Genomic DNA, 18,846 nt, shown 5'->3' with positions numbered 1-18,846 from the left:
GAGGATTATGTGGTAATTAAACAAGCTATAACAACGTCTAATGATTTAACAATATCAGATCAAAAATATGTGTTAGTAGAACTATTGAGCTTTAAAAATTTAGCCAATCTGAAATGTCCTCTTACACTGGATAACTATCAGCGTGCTTATGTTTGGGGGGCTGATAAGGTTACCCAACTTTTAAATGATTTAGTGTCTTTTATTCAAGATAGTCATGAGAAAGCCTATTACATGGGCACTATATTGTTACATCGGAAAGTAGATGAAAAGCAGAGCAACTTATGCGTCATTGATGGGCAGCAACGCCTGACTTCGCTTGCAGTATTATATTGGCTGTTAAATGAGAGATTACCTACACATATTCAATTCTCTTTTCGTTCATCTCGTTCAAAGGTCAATATCCAGCAAGCGAAACTGACAATAAAAAATTGGCTTGATAAGAACAATTTAGAGTGCGCTAAGCTAATTGAAGTATATGATCGCCTTCTTTTTACTGTGATCAAAGTAACCAAAGAAGATCTAGCATTTACTTTTTTTGATACACAAAACAATCGAGGTGTGCCTTTAGGTAGTACAGATTTACTCAAAGCATTCCATTTGCGTGCAATTAAAAGTGCTGATGCTCACTTAGATGAGCTATTGCAAAGCCACTGTGCTTATCGTTGGGAGAGTGTGCAGTTACAAGGAACGTTTAGTAAACTTAGTCCTACTCACGATTTTGCACCTGAGCTCTTTAATTATTATCTATGGCGTGCGCGCAATTGGACGGGAAATCAAGTTGTTGAGTTAGAAAGTAAAGATGAAATGTTCTCGCATTTTGGGAATCGGACCAAAAATACTGAATTGGGTGAAGTCAAACTGTATCCTTCTTGTGCAAACCAATGGGGGCAATCACTTAGGCTTACCCACGATAATGACTTTTACCTAAACCTAACTCGTCAGCAACTAGGATCGCAATCTGCATATTTGCCATTTTCACTACGCCAACCAATCAGTCGTGGCGTGGGTTTTTTCTTATATGCGGAAAAATACGCAGCGATACTTAACTTGTTAGTACACAAGCCAAGTAGAGATATTGAAATCCAGGCTATGCAGCAATTTTACAATCAAGTAGTGAAGACCCTTTCTCATTACTTGCAAAGCTTATTCCGTTTGTGCTTGTTGGTTTATTTTGATCGTTTAGGTAGTCAAGGATTATTGCGTTTTACTTTATGGCTTGATCATCGAATTGGTGAAATCCGTTTATCACAATCAGATATTAGGCGCGAGACCCCGATTAAATTTTTAAGGGATTCTAAGCGAAATTTACTCGATGTTATTGCCAATGCTTATGAATGTGATGATGTAATTGATTTCCTAAAACAAAAGGATGTAAGTATAACTTATAGTTTAAAGCGTGGTTGGTCGGAGGAAATTCAAAAAAAACAACGAGTACAGCATCGTTATGCTGCTGCACTTGCCAAGTATTACAATATTGCAAGTTTAGAAAAGAAAACGGCAGAGTATATTGAGTTTACTGTGGAAGGTCAGTTGTCTAACCAAAAGAAACAAATCGACTCAAGGTTCAAAGGAATTAATCATGTCTGAGTTTCAATCTAACTTAATTACTTTGAATGATGTAATCAACCAACAATATTTTTTTAACATTCCAATTTATCAGCGTCTTTATGTTTGGGGTAAAGAGCAAATCTATACTTTACTTGACGATATTGTCGCAGCATGGTTAGAAAATAAAAACGAGTTTTATTTAGGTGGTACTTTAGTTATTGAACGAGCATTCAATAAACTTGAGGGTATACGATATTACGATTTGATCGATGGGCAACAGCGTTTTACTACTTTATGGCTCATTAGCGTGGTATTAAAAGAACATTTAGTGTCTTATACACAAGTGGATACAAAGCAGGGAAAGCGTCAACGTATCAGCTTCTCGATTCGGCCACAAGTGACCAAATTTTTTGAAAAAATATGTGAAGATCTACCAGCTAGCTTACCAGAAGCGATGCAATTAGAAGATGCCTTGCAAGAAATTCGAGCTTATTTCGATAATTATTCTGATAAAAGAGAAACATTAGATAAACAGGCACTTTCTGAGTTTATTCTGACGAAAGTTCAACTGATTCTTACCACAGTTCCGAAACATACGGACTTAAATAAACTTTTTGAAGTTATTAACAATCGAGGTGTACAGTTGCAACACCATGAGATATTAAAAGCTAAGTTATTAGAACATCTTAATCCTCAGGAACGGGAAGCATATGCTTTATTATGGGATGCTTGTGCCAATATGGATGGTTATGTTGAGCGCCATTTAAAAGCAACAACCAAAATTGATACGGTTTCTCTTTATGAAAGACAATTAGAGTTTAAGAATGGTAAAAGAGAACAATTATCTAATGCAAAAGCTGTATTAGAAGAACTCAAAAACATAGAGCAAGCCGAATCTAATAAAAGCATGACGCTTGAAGATATTTTGAAAGAAACCACAATAGTATCTACTTCAGAAAAAGATCCTAGTGAAGATCAAGATTTAGGATTACCTGACAGGGTTACTAGTATCATCACATTTCCAATGCTGTTACAGCACGTTTTAAGAATATTCTTGCAGCAAAGCAAGACAGCTAGTCAAACTGATATCACAAAAATTTCAGACAAGGATTTGTTAGATATATTCAAAGAATACTGGCTTGATGAGAAACCAATTGAAAATGATATTAAACACTTTCTTGAATTGCTTTGGGAGACTAGATATCAGTTTGATAAGCATGTTATTAAATGGATATTAGTTGAGGAAGAAAAACAACACGCGATCCGTCGTATGCGCGTTAATTATAATAAGAAGCAAGATGCTTACTATCTCCAGCGTGAAACTGCTTATGCTTCACCAGATTTTGCATTACTGCAAAGTATGCTATATCACTCTCAGCAAATGACAACGCAGTATTGGTTAACACCTTTGCTAAAGTTCCTTTTAGAAAATCATTCAGATGGTGCGGAGCTATATTTACAGCACCTTGATAATCATTTGTTATGTAGTGTTGCTGATGAACCACTCATAAAGCGGACAAATCGCTTTTTACAAAACTTATGGCATGAAGAGGATCTTCTTGATGCTAAAGAAAGTTTAGGGCGAGAATATGAGAACGGAACCCAATATCCCCACTACTGGTTTTACAAGTTAGAATATGTGTTGTATCTCAAACTTAAAACAGCAAATAGTCAGCTTATTGAAAATTTTAGGATAACCTCTAAAAACTCAGTTGAGCATGTCACACCACAAAACCCTGAGCAAAAGCATGATGAAATCCCAACAGATCTATTGCATAACTTTGGTAATTTGGCATTAGTTACTAAGAGCATCAATTCAGAGATGAGTAATAAAGGCTTTAGCATCAAGAAAGTTGAGTTTGAGCATAGGTATAAGGGTAAAGGGGTTTCTTTAAAGCTAGAAGAAATCTATAAAAATGATCACTGGAATGAATATGAAATTAACTTTCATCAAAAACAGATGATTGAAGATTTTAATGAATATTTGAGCATGATTAATGCTAAGACGTTAGCACTAGTAAGGAAGACGTAAATAGAAATCTAAAAATGTACGTTTGCTGTTTTATGTTGATATTTAAGCGATTTAATTATTGATTGGTTGAATTTTATGCTGCGGCTATTTTTACATTGTACTACATTTTGATAGCAAACTTAGCCGGTGTGCCAATTTTGAATGCTAGAGAGAAATGTGAAGAGACACTAATTAAAAAAAATGATAAGCGTAGTGGTGGGGCTAGAGAGTCAAAAATTAGCCTTTAGATATAGTTTTTTCAACAAGCCTTTATGATATAAAAGTAATTTATCAACGGTTTATTTTAATAATTGATACCATAATTAACTACCTATTATCCCGAAGTAATAATTGGAATTTAAAATTTTTAGTTAGTATTAATATTCCATACTTTAATTCAGATATAAGTCTTTAGGTGTAAAAGGAGCAAATATTGTCGATTGTCTTAAATGCATTTCCCCTGAAAGTTCCTGAATTGGAAGTGCAGGCTTGCGAGATACCTTATAGCAAGGAAATCTTGGATGAGTTTCGCATCAGCCATAAAAAAACACATACATTTCACCGTACAGGCAATAATATCCTAATATTCTCAATGGATGGTACCTTTCCTAATTTTGGTGTACCGCAGAAAATCTCGCTTAAGGATAATATCGGTATTTTCTGTTCGCTGGTTAAGGCTGGACTTACTCGACATCTCACTGGATTAGGGCGTAATCCTTCTGGATTTAATCCGATCGAGTTGACAAGTATTAAACAGAAAGATAACCTTTTGGCTCCAATTTTGGGTGAAACTTATCCATTTAAAATTTTCACTAAATACTCTATCGATACACGTATTATTAGAGGTCAACCATGTATTGTTATTGATTGCACAACTCGTACAGTCATTGAGAAAAACTGTTTGTATTTTTTAAATAGTGGGTTCGATCTGATTGGACGGTATGCCGTTTCTGAACAGCAAGATGGATACAAAAAATTTTTAGGAACTATTAGTGGTGTAACTGGACAGATAATTTCTGTAACTCGACCCGATGGACAGATTGTACAAATCAATTCAAGTGATACTTTCCTAGAGGCTAATCGAACGAACTTTGACGATTTCATTTTTCACACGCATGGAGCAAAAAAAGATGCCATCGTAGAGAATATTAGACGATCCATTTCTCTTTTTAATGGCGGTGATAATAAGAAAAATCACATTAATAGACTTAAGGAATACATTCAGTCAAATATTATCCAATTGATTAATGAAGTAAATTTAGAAATTGAAGATCCACCTGATATTCAGAAAGATTGTAGACAAATGCAAAAGCCTGTATTTGTTTTTAATGATAGTGGTCAAGCTGATTGGGTCGAAAAAGGATTAACACAGTATGGTCCATATACGAAGCGTACTTTTGATAGGCATGATCCTTCAATCTGTGTAATCTGTTCAGAACATGATAAAGGGCGCGTAGAACAGTTTGTTCGTAAATTCTTGAAAGGTATTCCAAACAGTAAGTATTTCAAGAATGGGCTTGAGGGGAAATTTACGCTTGGTACCAGCCGTGTTGAAGTATTTACGACAGCTTCGGATAATCTTGTTGGGTTCAAAAGAGCAATCGAAGCTGCTATTCGGAAGAAAGCAGAGGATGGTAGTCGCTGGGATCTTGCTCTCGTACAGGTACGGCAGTCTTTTAAGAAACTAAAGGTTGAAGAAAACCCATACTATTTAGGTAAAAGCCTTTTTTTCATGCATCAAGTGCCAGTACAAGACTTTACAATAGAGCTTTTATCACAGTCGGATTACAACCTCAGTTTTTCACTTAACAATATGGCTTTAGCCTGTTATGCAAAAATGGGTGGTGTTCCATGGCTATTGAAGTCCTCTCCAACACTTTCTCATGAGTTAGTAATTGGCATAGGTAGTGCTAATATCGGACAGGAGCGTGGTATCAACGGACAGAGAGTTATGGGAATTACTACTGTTTTTTCTGGAGATGGTAGTTACATTGTTTCAAACACATCTAAAGCAGTTGTTCCAAAAGCCTATTGTGAAGCTTTAACTTCGATTCTTGATGAAACTATTGAAAAAATTCAAAAGCGCATGAATTGGCAGAAAGGTGATACGATTCGCTTGATTTTCCATACTCAAGTGAAGAAGTTCAACAAAGAAGAGATCGAAGCTGTTCGTGCTGTTATTGATAAATATCATGATTATCAGATTGAGTATACGTTCCTTAAAATTTCTGAAGATCATGGACTCCATGTGTTTGATTCTGCTACTGCTGATGCTCAGAAAGGACGATTAGCTCCACCACGTGGAAAAATATTTCAACTTTCCAAACATGAAATGCTTATTTATTTGATTGGTCAACGAGAGTTGCGACAAGATACAGATGGGCACCCAAGAGGTGTAATTCTTAGTATACATAAAGATTCGACCTTCAAAGATATCAGGTATTTAAGTGCACAGGTCTATTCTTTTGCATCTCATTCATGGCGGAGTTATTTTCCAAATCCCTTACCAGTGACAATTAGCTATTCAGACATAATCGCTCGAAATTTAGGATGGCTTAATCAGCTTCCTGATTGGAGTGACTCAGTCATGATTGGAAAAATAGGGCAGTCGCAATGGTTTCTGTAGAAATAGATAATGTTTATCAATTGCGAGAATATCTGTATCTAAAAGCGTGTAAGGATGCACTCGCAGATCCGTTTAAATCTAGCTTCCTATATTTTCTGAAATTATTAGAAAACCTTCCAATTTTTGATTTCACTTCTTTACCTTTATATCAGCGTTGTGCGATCTCTGGGCTTCAAATCAAATCTGAAATAATATCAAGTAAAGATATCTCACGGTTACTTGGACAGGCTCCTAAGATTGACTCTACTCCCCGTCCTTGGGTATCAGATATTTTTGGAGTTTTGGCTATAAAATGGCTAGTTGAAAAAAATTGCGATGCGAATATCGATAATGAGTTCAGCAACTGGATTTCAGGATTTTTAGAGCAGCAAATAGAAGGTAATAATTTTAATCACTTTGAAAAAGATATCGCATTGTTTGTCCGTCATGATAAATATGCTTCATTTTCCAGTGCATGTGTGCCACTGTTTCTTCATTACCTGAAGATATTACGTATCGAAGATCACCAAAGCCGTCTTTCCCTTATTAGCCGTTTCCAGAATGAATTTCGAGCGCTAGCAAAAGGAGAGACCTCAACTGCACTTCTGAGCTTGATCATTTATGTTTTTGACCAAATTAATCAGGATGTAGCTATAGTAGCGCCCAATGGATGGAGCTTTGATGATCTAGTTAAGTTTCTTGAAAATATTCCAGTTGGTCTTAAGCGCTGGACATGGGAGGAAACAGGTCGTACCAAAGGTGCTGAGCCAGTCAAGTGGTTGGTAGAAAATGAGTATCATGTTCAAAACCTACTCTATGTTTTGCTCGCGCCGATATTTAATGACATCGCAGACGAAGTAACCCTTCAACCTGTAGGGCAAAAGAATCCACGTATTGATCTTTATTTACCTGCCTTACATACGATTATTGAGGTAAAGTTCCGTAAAGACATCAAGAAGTCCTTTCAAATGCTTATAGGAGAGATTGCTGAAGATGCATCACTTTACCACGTCGATACAAAATATAACGATGCACGCATTATCTGTTTTTTATGGGATAGAATGCGTGCAACGGAAGAGCATTCTAAATTCAAGGAAGGTATTTTAAAGATTAAAGGAATTGATGGCTGTGTTGTGATTAGCGCACCTTCAGCAATGAGTTAAAAATGGAAGAGGATAAATACATTTCCATTGTTTATTAAAGAATTTAATTCTGGCAGACCAGAACAAAAACTTAAAACTTTGTTAAATTGGACTAGAATTTAATCGTACTTACTACAGCTCCAATATTATTAGAAGTACATGAGATTAGTAAGTTATTAAGTTATTGAGGGTAATTTTTAATATATGAAACCAACTGAAGAACAAGAAAAATCAATTGAGTTAGCAATTTCAGGTCAAACTTTCAAAATGACAGCTTATGCTGGTGCAGGCAAAACAAGTACCTTAAATTTTATTGGCAGCAATTTAGCTCACCGAAAAGGTTTATATTTGGCATTCAATAGACCTATTGCGGAAGAAGCTGCTAAAAAATTTTCTAGCAATATTGATTGTAAGACTTTTCATAGTATGGCTTTTAGGCAAACCCCTAAATTTATTACTAAAAAATTAAATTTTACTAGATTATTACCCCGAACGATGGCGGTGATGTTTGATTTAAGAGATTATAAAATTCCTCTTGAAATTGATAATCAAAGATCTGAAACATGTGATCCAAGCGATCAAGGATTGATTTTAACAAAAGCATTAGATTTCTTTTGTCGTAGCACTTCTAATGAAATTACTCATGATATGCTAATGAGAGCTATGCCAAAATGGGCGGATAAACAATATTGTCATGAACTTGCAACTGGATTAGTTGATAAGGCTAATTCACTTTGGAAAATGTCAATAGATGATAGTAGTAAAATACGAATTACTCATGATATTTATTTAAAATACTGGGCATTAAAAGATCCAGAAATTAATGCGAAATTTATATTGTTTGATGAAGCTCAAGATGCTGATCCTATTATGTTAGATATCTTGAGAAAGCAGGCAGCTCAGGTCATTTATGTGGGGGATAAGCACCAGCAGATTTATGCATTTCGCGGAGCAGTTAACGCAATGCAGTCATTAGAAATACCAGAAACATTGCTTACGAAATCATTTAGGTTTGGTGCACCGATTGCCAATGTAGCAAATCATATTTTGTTTAAATTACTTGGTGAGAGAGTTCCTCTTATTGGTAATGAAAGGGTAAAATCATATATTTCAGAAATCCCAGCTCCTTATGCCCATTTAGCAAGAACTAATGCAGGGGCATTGAGTGCCGCTCTGGATTTGGCTTTGAATGGATATAAACCACAAATCAAATTGGATACTAAGACTCTATTAGAGCAACTTGATGATGCAGCAAAATTACAAAATAATCAGAAAGTTGAAAAGAAAAGTGATTTTTTTGGTTTTTTGAGTTGGGTAGAAGTTTGCACATATGTTGAACAATTTCCAAATAGTGATTTAACGCCTGTGGTTACATTAATAGAAAATCATGGAACTGCTTATTTAATCAATGTGATAACGCAATTAAATCAAACGAAAGATTATGATTGCGTGGTAAGTACAGCTCATAAGTCCAAAGGTTTGGAGTTTTCAAAAGTTAAGATTGGTGATGATTTTTTTTGGAATGAAAAGAAAAAAGGTGCATTAATGAATGATGCTGAAGCTAGGCTGTTTTATGTAGCATGCACACGAGCAATTAATGTTTTAGATATATCAATGATGGATAAATTTTTTTCGAGATTGAAAGATATTTCATTGTATTAATTGTAATAAGAAAAATAGAGATAGTCCACTTACAGCTAGCTTCGATATGTTGTTGGTAATCGACTAGTAAAGTAGTCATTCAGATAGCGAGTCTAAATAACCTTTGTGAGCGGAGTCTGTACTAGAATAGGCATAAATTACCCTAATTCTTCTGAAAACAAAATTCAGCCCAATTCGCCATTAATGCTTTACGTTTCTCAAGGTAAGCCCCTCTTAAATAAGCGGCTTCAACTTCATCAGGTAATTTATGGGCAAGAACATGCTCGCAAACTTCTCGTGGATAATCTGTCTTATCAGCTGACCAGTCGCGGAAGGTAGAGCGAAAACCATGTGTGGTAATCACTCGATTCTGTTTTGGGTCAATATAGCCTAAGCCATTTTCTTTAAGCTTTTGTTCATGCATACGTTTGATCAGTGTAGTCAGTGACATATCAGAAAGCATTTCTCCAGAACGTGGAGCTGGGAAAATGAAATCTTGTGGTTGGCTATATTTTTGAATTGATTCAAGTAAGTTAATCGCTTCTTGAGATAGGGGCACACGGTGTTCCTTGTCTGCTTTCATACGCTCTTTAGGAATGATCCAAACTTTATTCTTAAAATCAATTTCCTGCCATTTGGCCCCAAAAACTTCCCCAGAACGACATGCAGTTAAAATTGTAAATTCTAGTGCCTTTGGTGAAATTCCTTTTTTCTGTCTCAGATGCTGGATAAACTCAGCAACCTGTTCATAAGGTAGGGATGGGTGTGGGCGGGATTCTTGCTTTAAGTTACCTAAGATTGGTTCAAGATTCCCTTTCCATTCGGCAGGGTTGTCACCTTCAAAATACGCCATAGCCTTGGCATAATTAAAAATCGTTTCTATACGCCCACGAATACGTCTTGCGGTTTCATTTTTCTCAACCCAGATAGGCTTAAGGACTTCAGCAATATCTACTTTGGTAATAGTGCTAATAGTGAGATTGCCCAGAGTTGGGTAAATATAAGTTTCTAGTGTTGATGACCATTGCCCAATATGCTTTTCATTTTTGAGTTCACGGGTTTTATTGGCAATCACAACTTTGGCACATTCACGGAATGTTTTGTTCCTTAACTGCTGGATACGTTGCTTTTCAAGTTGTTCTTGTTTATGGGCAATTGGATCAATGCCATTTCGTATTTGTAGTCTTAATTCAGTTGCTTTAGCGCGAGCTTCAGCTAATGAAACTTCAGGATAGGGGCCAATACCAATATCACGGCGATGGGGTTTTAACTTTCCATCTTTATCTAGACGCTTCCCGACAACCACACGTAAAATCCAGACACGAGAGTTGCCTTCGACATTTAGATAAAGACCATCAACCCCACCGACTGAATGCCGACCAGTCGTTTTAATTTTTGCTACGCCGAGTGCTGATAGCTCTTTAGATTTCTTTGGCATACTCTTTTCTTACCCCTCAATCTACCCCACATAAAATACTGGAAATGATTGGAATAGACAAGACGTGTTTGGATATTTATAATGATAAATAATTGAAAAATATATATTTATAATATTGTTTTGGATTGCTTTGGACTACTGTTAGACGGACACCGCTTCCGCCAAAATTCTTAAAAGCCCTTGTTAATGACAAGGGCTTTTTTTTATGTCTATAAATTACTTAAAAAATTATATTGCTCTGTTTCATAAATTTCTAAGTATGATCTCTCCTGTGCGTGGGTTAGTTAAAGTCACATTTTCTAGCGCCTGAATACACCAAGAGTTATTTTGCTTAACAAGGACGGTGAGAAGAAGGGTATCAATTTGATGGGGACCCTGAGGATGAGCTAAGCCTGCGGTTAGACGACTCCAAAAATGTGAAATACAGATATCATTAGTTAAAGAGGTGACGTCTATGAGCTCATTCTCTAGTGTTGAATCGCTATAAATGGTTTCATGAATAGGCTGGTGAAGAGCAATAATTTCATTAATGCCTTTAACGTAATGACCGAAACGATTAACAAAAGTCGCATCTTGATGAAAAAGCGCTGCAAAGGCCTTCATATCATGATTATTCCAAGTGGCTTGAAATGCTAGGGGAATGTCTTCTGGGTTTATTATGTGTTGACTCATATGATCCCTACTATTTAAGTTCTTAAGTCTATTTTCAATGTATTATAAATGAAGGGACTTCGACCTGCTTAAACGTAACAGCAGCTCTCATTCTTCATATGTTTGAGATTCTATATAAACAAACAATACTTGCAGCGCAAAATATGGAGTGTTCCCTCATAACTAAACGATATTAAATATATGTAAGCTTGAGTTAAGCAATCGCAAAGGTTTTTTAGAAAAATACAGATAAAAATATAAGATAAATAGAAATGACTCATAATGACTATAATATATTGTTAATAACTAAATACCCTCTAAAAATTTAAATAGAATTTTCCATTTTTAGGACTTTTTAAATGTTCACAATGAATCAATTAAGTTTAAAATATGGAGAATTTGTATATCGGATAGCATTTATTAGTTTTATTAAAATTAGAGTTATATAAATCTTGTGAATTATAGGTTTTTACTTGGCTGTTTTTGTACGTTTTTCATCCTGATGAGTGTGGTGAAATTAAAATATTGTAGCTAAGAGCTTAATTTTTTTAGAAAAAATGAGCCTAAACAATCGGAATTTATATATTATTAAATAGACTTTAAAACTAAAACTTTAATCTTGATTTAAGTTCAATTATTTAATTTATGACATATCTTGATTTCTTTAATGGGTCACAAAAACAAACATGACTTCATTTGAGCCAAATCAGAAAATTAAAGAGAGTATAAAAATGAACCAGTTTGTAACAAACACGAATAATATTATTCGTGGAAAGTATCATCCGGAATTTTTGCAGCATGAAGTCTTGGCCGATATTTTTGTCCATACTGCACAAACTCTTCCTGATAAGACGGCTTTAATTGAAGCAGATAAAACGTTGAGTTATGGTGAGTTATATCAGCAAGCTTTAATCATGGCTCAGCATTTGACGATAAGAGGGGTAAAACCAGGTCATATTGTTGGGTTATGGTTGCCTCGTGGTATTGAGCTTTTAAAAGCTCAGTTGGCAATTTGTTTAAGTGGTGCAGCATGGCTTCCATTCGATATGGATACGCCGGCTGACCGTATAGCAGTTTGCCTTGAAGATGCCGAAGCTGTAGGAATGATTACTACAGATGAATGGTATGCACATTTAGATGAAGTACCACAAACAAAGTGGACCAATACTGAATTGCAAAAGCCGCTCAGTGAAAATATTCCTTTAGCTAAAACGACCCCAGAACAACCTGCGTATATCATTTATACATCCGGTTCAACAGGTAAGCCGAAAGGGATCGTGATTACCCAAAGAAATATTTGCCACTTTTTACGTAGTGAAAATAATGTTTTGGGTATTGAAGAGCAAGATAAAGTCTATCAAGGCTTTTCTGTTGCTTTTGACATGTCGTTTGAAGAGATCTGGCTTTCTTACTTGGTTGGTGCAACATTGTGGATTGCACCTAAGTCACTTGTGAGTGACCCTGAACGTTTATGCCAAACATTAAAGCAAGAAAACATTACGGTATTGCATGCTGTACCGACATTACTTGCTTTATTCCCAGAAGATGTACCTAACTTAAGAATTATTAACTTAGGTGGGGAAATGTGCCCGGATTCACTAGTTGACCGTTGGGCATTGCCTCATCACAAAATGTTTAATACGTATGGTCCAACTGAGACTACGGTTACAGCAAGTCTTGAGGCATTGGAGCGTGGCAAACTCGTTACGATTGGTAAGCCTTTACCAAACTATGGCATGTTGGTCATAAACGCTGAAAGAGAATTACTACCCCAAGGTGAAACAGGTGAGCTCTGTATTTTCGGGCCAAGTGTGGCAGAAGGATATTTAGGCAGACCTGATTTAACGGCTGATAAGTTTATTCAAAACCCTTGGGCAGAAGGTCCAGATGAACAATCGCTCTATCGTACTGGTGACTTGGCTAAAATTGATGAATTTGGACAAGTACATTGCTTGGGACGTGCCGACGATCAGGTAAAAATTCGTGGTTTCCGTGTTGAACTCGGTGAGATCGAAGCTGCGCTTTGCGATATTGAAGGTATTGGTACTGCGGCAGTTATTCTTCGTCCTGAAGACGGTATTGACCAGCTCATTGCGTTTATTGCACCAGAAATTGATGCAAAGAAAGCAATCGAAATTAAAGAGATTCGCCATAATCTCAGCCAACGATTACCACCTTATATGGTGCCAAACCGTTTTGAGATTATTGAAGAAGTTCCGCGTTTATTGTCAGGAAAAATTGACCGTAAGGCTTTAAAAGCACGACCACTCACCAGTGTGATTGATCGAAGTGAATCTGACCAACCACAGAACCTGGCCGAAGAAGTTTTATTTGGAATTTTAAATCGCTTGTTTCCAAACATGCCGATTAAACTCGACTCAGATTTCTTTGATGACCTAGGTGGGCATTCACTGCTAGCGGCGGTTTTAATTTCGAACCTACGTGAACATCCGGAATATAGCCACTTAACTATACAAAACTTATATCAAGCGAGAAGGGTTGGGGCAATTGCTGCACTCATGCTAGAGCAACCAACGCCTACTGTATTTGATAGCCAGATTGGACAAGATAACCCTCGTAACCAAACTTATAAGTGGTTATGTGGTATTGCTCAGTTTATTACTATTCCAGTTTTAATCTCGATTAATATCTTGCAGTGGTTAGCGCCATTCTTTACCTATCATTATTTTACCGGTGGAACACGAGATAGTATTCCAAATGCAATCGCGATGTCTTTATTGGTTTATATCAGCGTAATTATTGCCAGTTTTGTGGTTTCAATTACGGTAAAACGATTATTAATGACAGGCGTTGGTGCAGGGCAATATCCATTATGGGGATTAACTTATTTCCGTTGGTGGTTAGCAGACCGTATTAGCAATATTTCACCAGTCTATCTTTTGTCAGGTTCAACTTTACTTAACTTATATTTGAAAGCGCTTGGTGCGAAAATCGGCCATGACGTAACGATTAGTTCAGTACATATTCGTATGCCATCTTTACTTACTGTTGAAGATGGGGTGAGCATTGGTTCTCAAGTAAACTTGGAAAATGCCAAAGTCGAACATGGTCACTTGGTATTAGGCTCAATTCACTTAAAAGAAGATAGTTATGTGGGTTCTTATGCTGTATTAGAAGAAAATACAGTGTTAGAAAAACAAGCTCATGTAAATGCCTTAACCTCAATTGAATATGACACAGTGGTACCAGCCGGAGAAATTTGGGATGGTACACCTGCGAAGAAAATTGGGCATGTGGACGAACACGCTAAATTGCCAGAGCGTCCAAAATTATCGTTTATTCGTAAAATTGCTGAATATGCATATTATGGAATTAGCGCATTAATTATTGCCTGTCTGTTCTTTATTCCAATTTTCCCAAGCTTCCTTTTGGTCGACTGGTTAGATGCAAACGTCTTTAATATTAGTACCAACGACCATTTGCAAATCGCACTTTACTATTTCATTTTAGCGATTCCAGCTAGTGCAATGATGATGATGATTACTGCTGTTATTTCTTCAGTCATTCGTAAAATTGCATTGCCTCGTCTTGAAACTGGAACCTATGCGGTTCATGGCGGCACGTATTATCGTAAATGGTTTGCGTCTCAAATCTTGGAAACAAGCTTACAAACTTTACATGGCTTGTTTGCGACCATTTATGCGCCAACATGGTTCCGTATGCTCGGTGCAAAAGTAGGTAAAAATACCGAAATTTCTACCGCAAACGGTGTTATTCCAGAAATGCTGACTTTGGGTGAAGAAAGCTTTATTGCCGATGCTGTGATGCTAGGTGATGAAGAAATCAAAGGCGGCTGGATGACATTAAAATCGACCAAAATTGGTAACCGTAGTTTTGTCGGAAACAGTGCTTATATTGCTGATGGTACCGTGTTACCAGACAACGTCTTAATTGGCGTGCAATCTAAATCACCAGATAACCGTGAAATGTATGATGGACAAACTTGGTTTGGTTCTCCACCATTGTTATTACCTGCACGTGAAGCTGCTGAGAAATATCCAGATCATTTAACATTCTTGCCAAGTATCAAGCGCCGTTTAATGCGTGGTTTTATTGAAGGCCTTCGTGTTGTATTACCTGCCGCTCTTGCGATTGGTGTGGGTTATATGATTGTGCTTGAGATTATTGATGTTATTAACAAATACAACATTCCAACTGGTTTGTTGGCTTTAACGCTTGCTGGTTTGCTCTATGGTGTAGGCTGCTTCGTTATTGTTGCATTGTTGAAGTGGATTTTGATTGGTCGTTATCAACCACGTTCAGCTCCAATGTGGACCATGTTTGTATGGTTAAGTGAAGGGATCACGAGCTTATATGAGTCAGTTGCGATTCCTAACTTCTTAAACTACTTGAGAGGAACGCCAATGCTGCCATTCTTCTTGCGTATTTTAGGTGTTCGCATTGGTAAAGATGTTTATATGGATACGGCTGATATTACAGAATTTGACTGTGTAAGCATCGGTGACCGTGCTGAGTTTAATAGCTTCTCGGGCCCACAAACTCACTTGTTTGAAGACCGTATTATGAAAATCGGGCAAGTGAATATCGGTAACGATGTTGTGGTAAATACACGCAGTATTATTTTGTATAATGCCAACGTAAGCAACCATGCTGTGTTAGGTCCATTAACATTGGTCATGAAAGGTGAAAACATTCCGGCTAAATCTGCTTGGATTGGTTCACCAGCCGTTCCTTGGGTTCATAAATAATTAAGTATTAAGTTAATAAAAAGCCTCTATAAATAGAGGCTTTTTATTATGTGTTGGAAGTGAACTTATTTATTCAGTTGCCATAAATGCTTCATGATAAGAAACTTCTCCTGAGGGAATATATTTGCTGAAACTTATAGCTTGAAAGTATTCATTTGGAACATCAGGTAAATTTAAATCTGAATATGATTTAAAACCAAATCGACTGTAATAATTTGGATCACCTAATAGAACGCAACCTTTTCCACCTAATTCTTTCAACTTTTGAAGTGCTGCATTCATTAAAAGAGAACCAATGCCAATTCCTTGTTTATTTGGGCATACAGATATAGGGCCTAGGCCATACCAGCCAGTTTCACCTGACGTGATTGTAACTGGTGAAATAGCCACATGACCTACAATTAAGTCGTTTTCTGTGGCGACCAAAGAAATCGTGAGTTGCTTATGTTTGCGAAGGCTATTCACAATAAATTGTTCGGTGTGGCTAGAATGTTCTGCATTCAGAAACGCTGCTTTGGTTAACTCTTCGATATTTTTAATATCTTCGGGTTGTTCATCTCGAATTATAATATTCATATTTTTCTTTCTCTTAATAAATAGCAACTTATATCAACGGTTGTCTAGTTGAGGACGAACAGTCTGTAGCCCTAACAATGTAATTTGATAAGGTTGGCTATTTTTAGACTTGATTAAACGTTTTGCTTTTAGCTTTTTAAATACATCTAAGGAACAATCAGATAGCACGAAACCTTCTCGTGTATAGCATTCAACGAAATAGACTGTGCCTGATGTATTACGTTGGTATTTAATATGTCCGCCTTTGGCAAGGACATGGAGAGTTCGTTGTTCGAACTTTGAAAGATTCATGTTGGAGCCTTGATAATAATCAAACGTGCAAATAGAGGTGATCAGAAACATGACCACAGAAAAATTGCGACATTGATAATCAACTCAATAGTAAAAATTGAGAGTGATTATCAGATGATTACTATCTCCAACATATAAACCTCTTTTAGAAGGGGGATACTTTTATTTAAAGAATATATTAACTGTATATATCACTTAATAACAAATGTTTTTTATATTCATAGAATATTCATTATGAGGTTAATGACATTCATTTAAATATGAAATTTGATATCTATCTTTTTTGTTCTATAAAATGGATATACACAAATCCTGATTTTCCGATATGCATACCTGTGATTAATTGCTTTTGTCCTGCTCCTTGTAGTTTAGCTACGTTTCATTCGTAAGACGTTACTTGAATTAACCCGTAAATAATAATTGACTAAAACCTCCAAATATAGTTGTATAATGCAACTATATTTGGAGGTGTTCGCATGATAGATCGCAAATTAATTGAGGAAATTCGTAGATCTTCACGAATTATGGTTCGGGAACTTGGATTTATGAATGCCACTCTTGCTGCTACAGACTATTCACCTTCAGCAGTTCATACATTGTTAGAGGTTGAAAATTATGGTGCTATAACTGCTATCCAGTTAGCACAAATCTTAGGATTGGAAAAATCTAGTGTAAGTCGAATGCTCAGTAAATTAATAGAAGCTGATGAAATTAAAGAAGTTCAAGCAATAAATGATGGTAGATCTAAATCACTTCAATTGACTGATAAAGGGCGTAATACGGTTAAAAAAATAAATGCATATGGTGAAATGAGGGTAATTCGCGCTATAGAAAATTCAGAACCATTTGAACAGAAACAAATTGCTCAAGGTCTTACATCATATGCAAAAGCTTTAGTTGCTTGTAGAACTAACCCAATTGTTGAGGTAAGTAAAAATATTGAGATAGTGTCTGGATATCGTGCTGGAATGATTGGCCGCATCGCAGAAATGCATGGAAGATATTATGCAAAAAACTATGGCTTTGGACATTTTTTTGAAGGTAAAGTTGCATTAGGTCTTGCTGAGTTTTCGGAACGACTGCATGACGAAAATAATAACATTTGGCTTGCTATACATAATGATCAGATTATTGGATCTGTAGCTATAGATGGCCAAGATTTAGGAAATAATGAAGCTCATTTACGTTGGTTTATTCTTGAGGATGGATATCAAGGTAGTGGTATTGGAAAAAGATTATTAGCAGAAGCTATAACTTTTTGCGATCAAAAAGAATTCTCTGCTGTGCAATTATGGACATTTAGTGGTCTTGACGCAGCTCGTAAACTTTATGAGTCGTTCGGTTTTAAATTGACAAAAGAATGGGAAGGAAATCAATGGGGGAAAACCATGCTTGAGCAGCAATTTACCCGATAGATTCTTGTTAAGACCGTATTATAAAAATCGAACAAATAAATATTGGTCATGAAAGGCAAAAATATTCTGACTAAATCTGCTTGGATTGGTTCACCAGCTGTGCCTTGGGTTCATAAGTAAATAATACTTAATTGAAAAAAAGCCTCTATAGAAAAGGGGCTTTCCACATCTGTATTTCTCTACTATTTACCTTAGTTAAATTTGTCAATGAGAATATTTTTTTAAATACTTAGTGTATATGTATATAAAAAATAGTTAATTATAAGGTTAAATTTTTCCTATATTTTAAAATGATTGCTAAAAAAAGAAGCTAGAAAGGATCATTACAGTGCAATATTAGTATATTTTTGTGCATTTTTTAAATGAATATCTTTGAATTATGTTTTTTTTATTTGGCATATTTAATGCATTAATTGTTGAAAATTAGAAAAAACAGGGGTGAGAGGTGAATAAGCTATACAAAATAATATTAATTTTGACAGGAGTAATATTTTTATTTTCTGGGTGTAGTCGTGATCCGATTAGAGAGGTTTTAAAAAATGTGGAAGGTGTGCCTCGTAAGGAAAAAGATCGATCAATTAACTGGTACAAAATGAATCCCCAGATAAGTGAAAAAGTAAAAAATGCTTGTGATCAAAATACTAGTAAATATTTTCAGAGAGAAGATTGTATAAATGCAAAAGCTTCTCTGAATTTATTGTTGCTTGAGTCTAGCACTGATTTAAGTAACAACATAAGGCTTAGTCGTGATCGTGAATATTTTAATAAAATATCAAATAAATAGCATAAAGTGATATT

11 protein-coding genes and 1 pseudogene are annotated in these 18,846 nt (G+C 35.9%); 8 read left to right on the top strand and 4 right to left on the bottom strand.

Annotation, left to right across the window (positions count from 1 at the left end; genetic code table 11):
* Positions 1-9 precede the first annotated feature (9 nt).
* From HMPREF0014_RS16920 to HMPREF0014_RS16900, 5 genes are all read left to right on the top strand, one after another.
* Entirely contained in the window at positions 10-1,587 is a 1,578-nt protein-coding gene (locus tag HMPREF0014_RS16920) for a DUF262 domain-containing protein (RefSeq protein ID WP_020992260.1), read from the top strand.
* On the top strand, positions 1,580-3,580 hold the full coding sequence (locus HMPREF0014_RS16915; RefSeq protein ID WP_006580533.1) for a DUF262 domain-containing protein: 2,001 nt from the start codon (positions 1,580-1,582) through the stop codon (positions 3,578-3,580). The genes HMPREF0014_RS16920 and HMPREF0014_RS16915 overlap by 8 nt, the downstream gene beginning before the upstream one ends.
* A gap of 412 nt (positions 3,581-3,992) precedes the next feature.
* Positions 3,993-6,185, top strand: a complete 2,193-nt coding sequence (locus HMPREF0014_RS16910; RefSeq protein WP_020992259.1) for a Piwi domain-containing protein — start codon at positions 3,993-3,995, stop codon at positions 6,183-6,185.
* On the top strand, positions 6,173-7,327 hold the full coding sequence (locus tag HMPREF0014_RS16905; RefSeq protein WP_006580535.1) for a hypothetical protein: 1,155 nt from the start codon (positions 6,173-6,175) through the stop codon (positions 7,325-7,327). Before HMPREF0014_RS16910 ends, HMPREF0014_RS16905 begins: the two co-directional genes overlap by 13 nt.
* 183 nt (positions 7,328-7,510) lie before the next feature.
* Positions 7,511-8,968, top strand: coding sequence for a UvrD-helicase domain-containing protein (locus HMPREF0014_RS16900; protein WP_006580536.1), 1,458 nt, complete (start codon positions 7,511-7,513; stop codon positions 8,966-8,968).
* Positions 8,969-9,110: 142 nt separating this feature from the next.
* Here the strand turns inward: HMPREF0014_RS16900 and HMPREF0014_RS16895 are convergent, their stop codons facing one another.
* Both HMPREF0014_RS16895 and HMPREF0014_RS16890 read right to left on the bottom strand, forming a co-directional pair.
* Positions 9,111-10,385: a site-specific integrase gene (locus HMPREF0014_RS16895; RefSeq protein ID WP_006580537.1), complete on the bottom strand. Its 1,275-nt coding sequence runs from the start codon at positions 10,383-10,385 to the stop codon at positions 9,111-9,113.
* A gap of 243 nt (positions 10,386-10,628) precedes the next feature.
* A pseudogene (locus tag HMPREF0014_RS16890) lies at positions 10,629-11,148 on the bottom strand (SgcJ/EcaC family oxidoreductase).
* A gap of 619 nt (positions 11,149-11,767) precedes the next feature.
* On the opposite strand from HMPREF0014_RS16890, the gene posA reads away from it, so the two are divergent.
* Positions 11,768-15,766 carry a delta-poly-L-ornithine synthetase PosA gene (posA, locus tag HMPREF0014_RS16885; protein ID WP_004885591.1) on the top strand — a complete coding sequence of 1,333 codons (3,999 nt, stop codon included), beginning with the start codon at positions 11,768-11,770 and terminating at the stop codon, positions 15,764-15,766.
* A 69-nt stretch (positions 15,767-15,835) separates the two neighbouring features.
* Here the strand turns inward: posA and HMPREF0014_RS16880 are convergent, their stop codons facing one another.
* Positions 15,836-16,342: an N-acetyltransferase gene (locus HMPREF0014_RS16880; RefSeq protein WP_004885594.1), complete on the bottom strand. Its 507-nt coding sequence runs from the start codon at positions 16,340-16,342 to the stop codon at positions 15,836-15,838.
* Between the two features lie 33 nt (positions 16,343-16,375).
* Positions 16,376-16,633, bottom strand: coding sequence for a YjhX family toxin (locus HMPREF0014_RS16875; protein WP_004885596.1), 258 nt, complete (start codon positions 16,631-16,633; stop codon positions 16,376-16,378).
* A gap of 476 nt (positions 16,634-17,109) precedes the next feature.
* On the opposite strand from HMPREF0014_RS16875, the gene HMPREF0014_RS16870 reads away from it, so the two are divergent.
* Positions 17,110-18,048 (top strand): bifunctional helix-turn-helix transcriptional regulator/GNAT family N-acetyltransferase, encoded by a 939-nt coding sequence (locus HMPREF0014_RS16870; RefSeq protein ID WP_004885597.1) that lies wholly within the window; start codon positions 17,110-17,112, stop codon positions 18,046-18,048.
* Between the two features lie 445 nt (positions 18,049-18,493).
* Positions 18,494-18,832 carry a hypothetical protein gene (locus tag HMPREF0014_RS16865; protein WP_004885599.1) on the top strand — a complete coding sequence of 113 codons (339 nt, stop codon included), beginning with the start codon at positions 18,494-18,496 and terminating at the stop codon, positions 18,830-18,832.
* The last annotated feature ends 14 nt before the right edge of the window (positions 18,833-18,846 follow it).

It is taken from the genome of Acinetobacter sp. RUH 2624 (genome assembly GCF_000162375.2).
In the GTDB taxonomy this organism is placed as follows: Bacteria; Pseudomonadota; Gammaproteobacteria; order Pseudomonadales; family Moraxellaceae; genus Acinetobacter; species Acinetobacter nosocomialis.
Note: the sequence above shows the minus strand (reverse complement) of the source record. Positions and strands in the feature narration are given on the sequence as shown.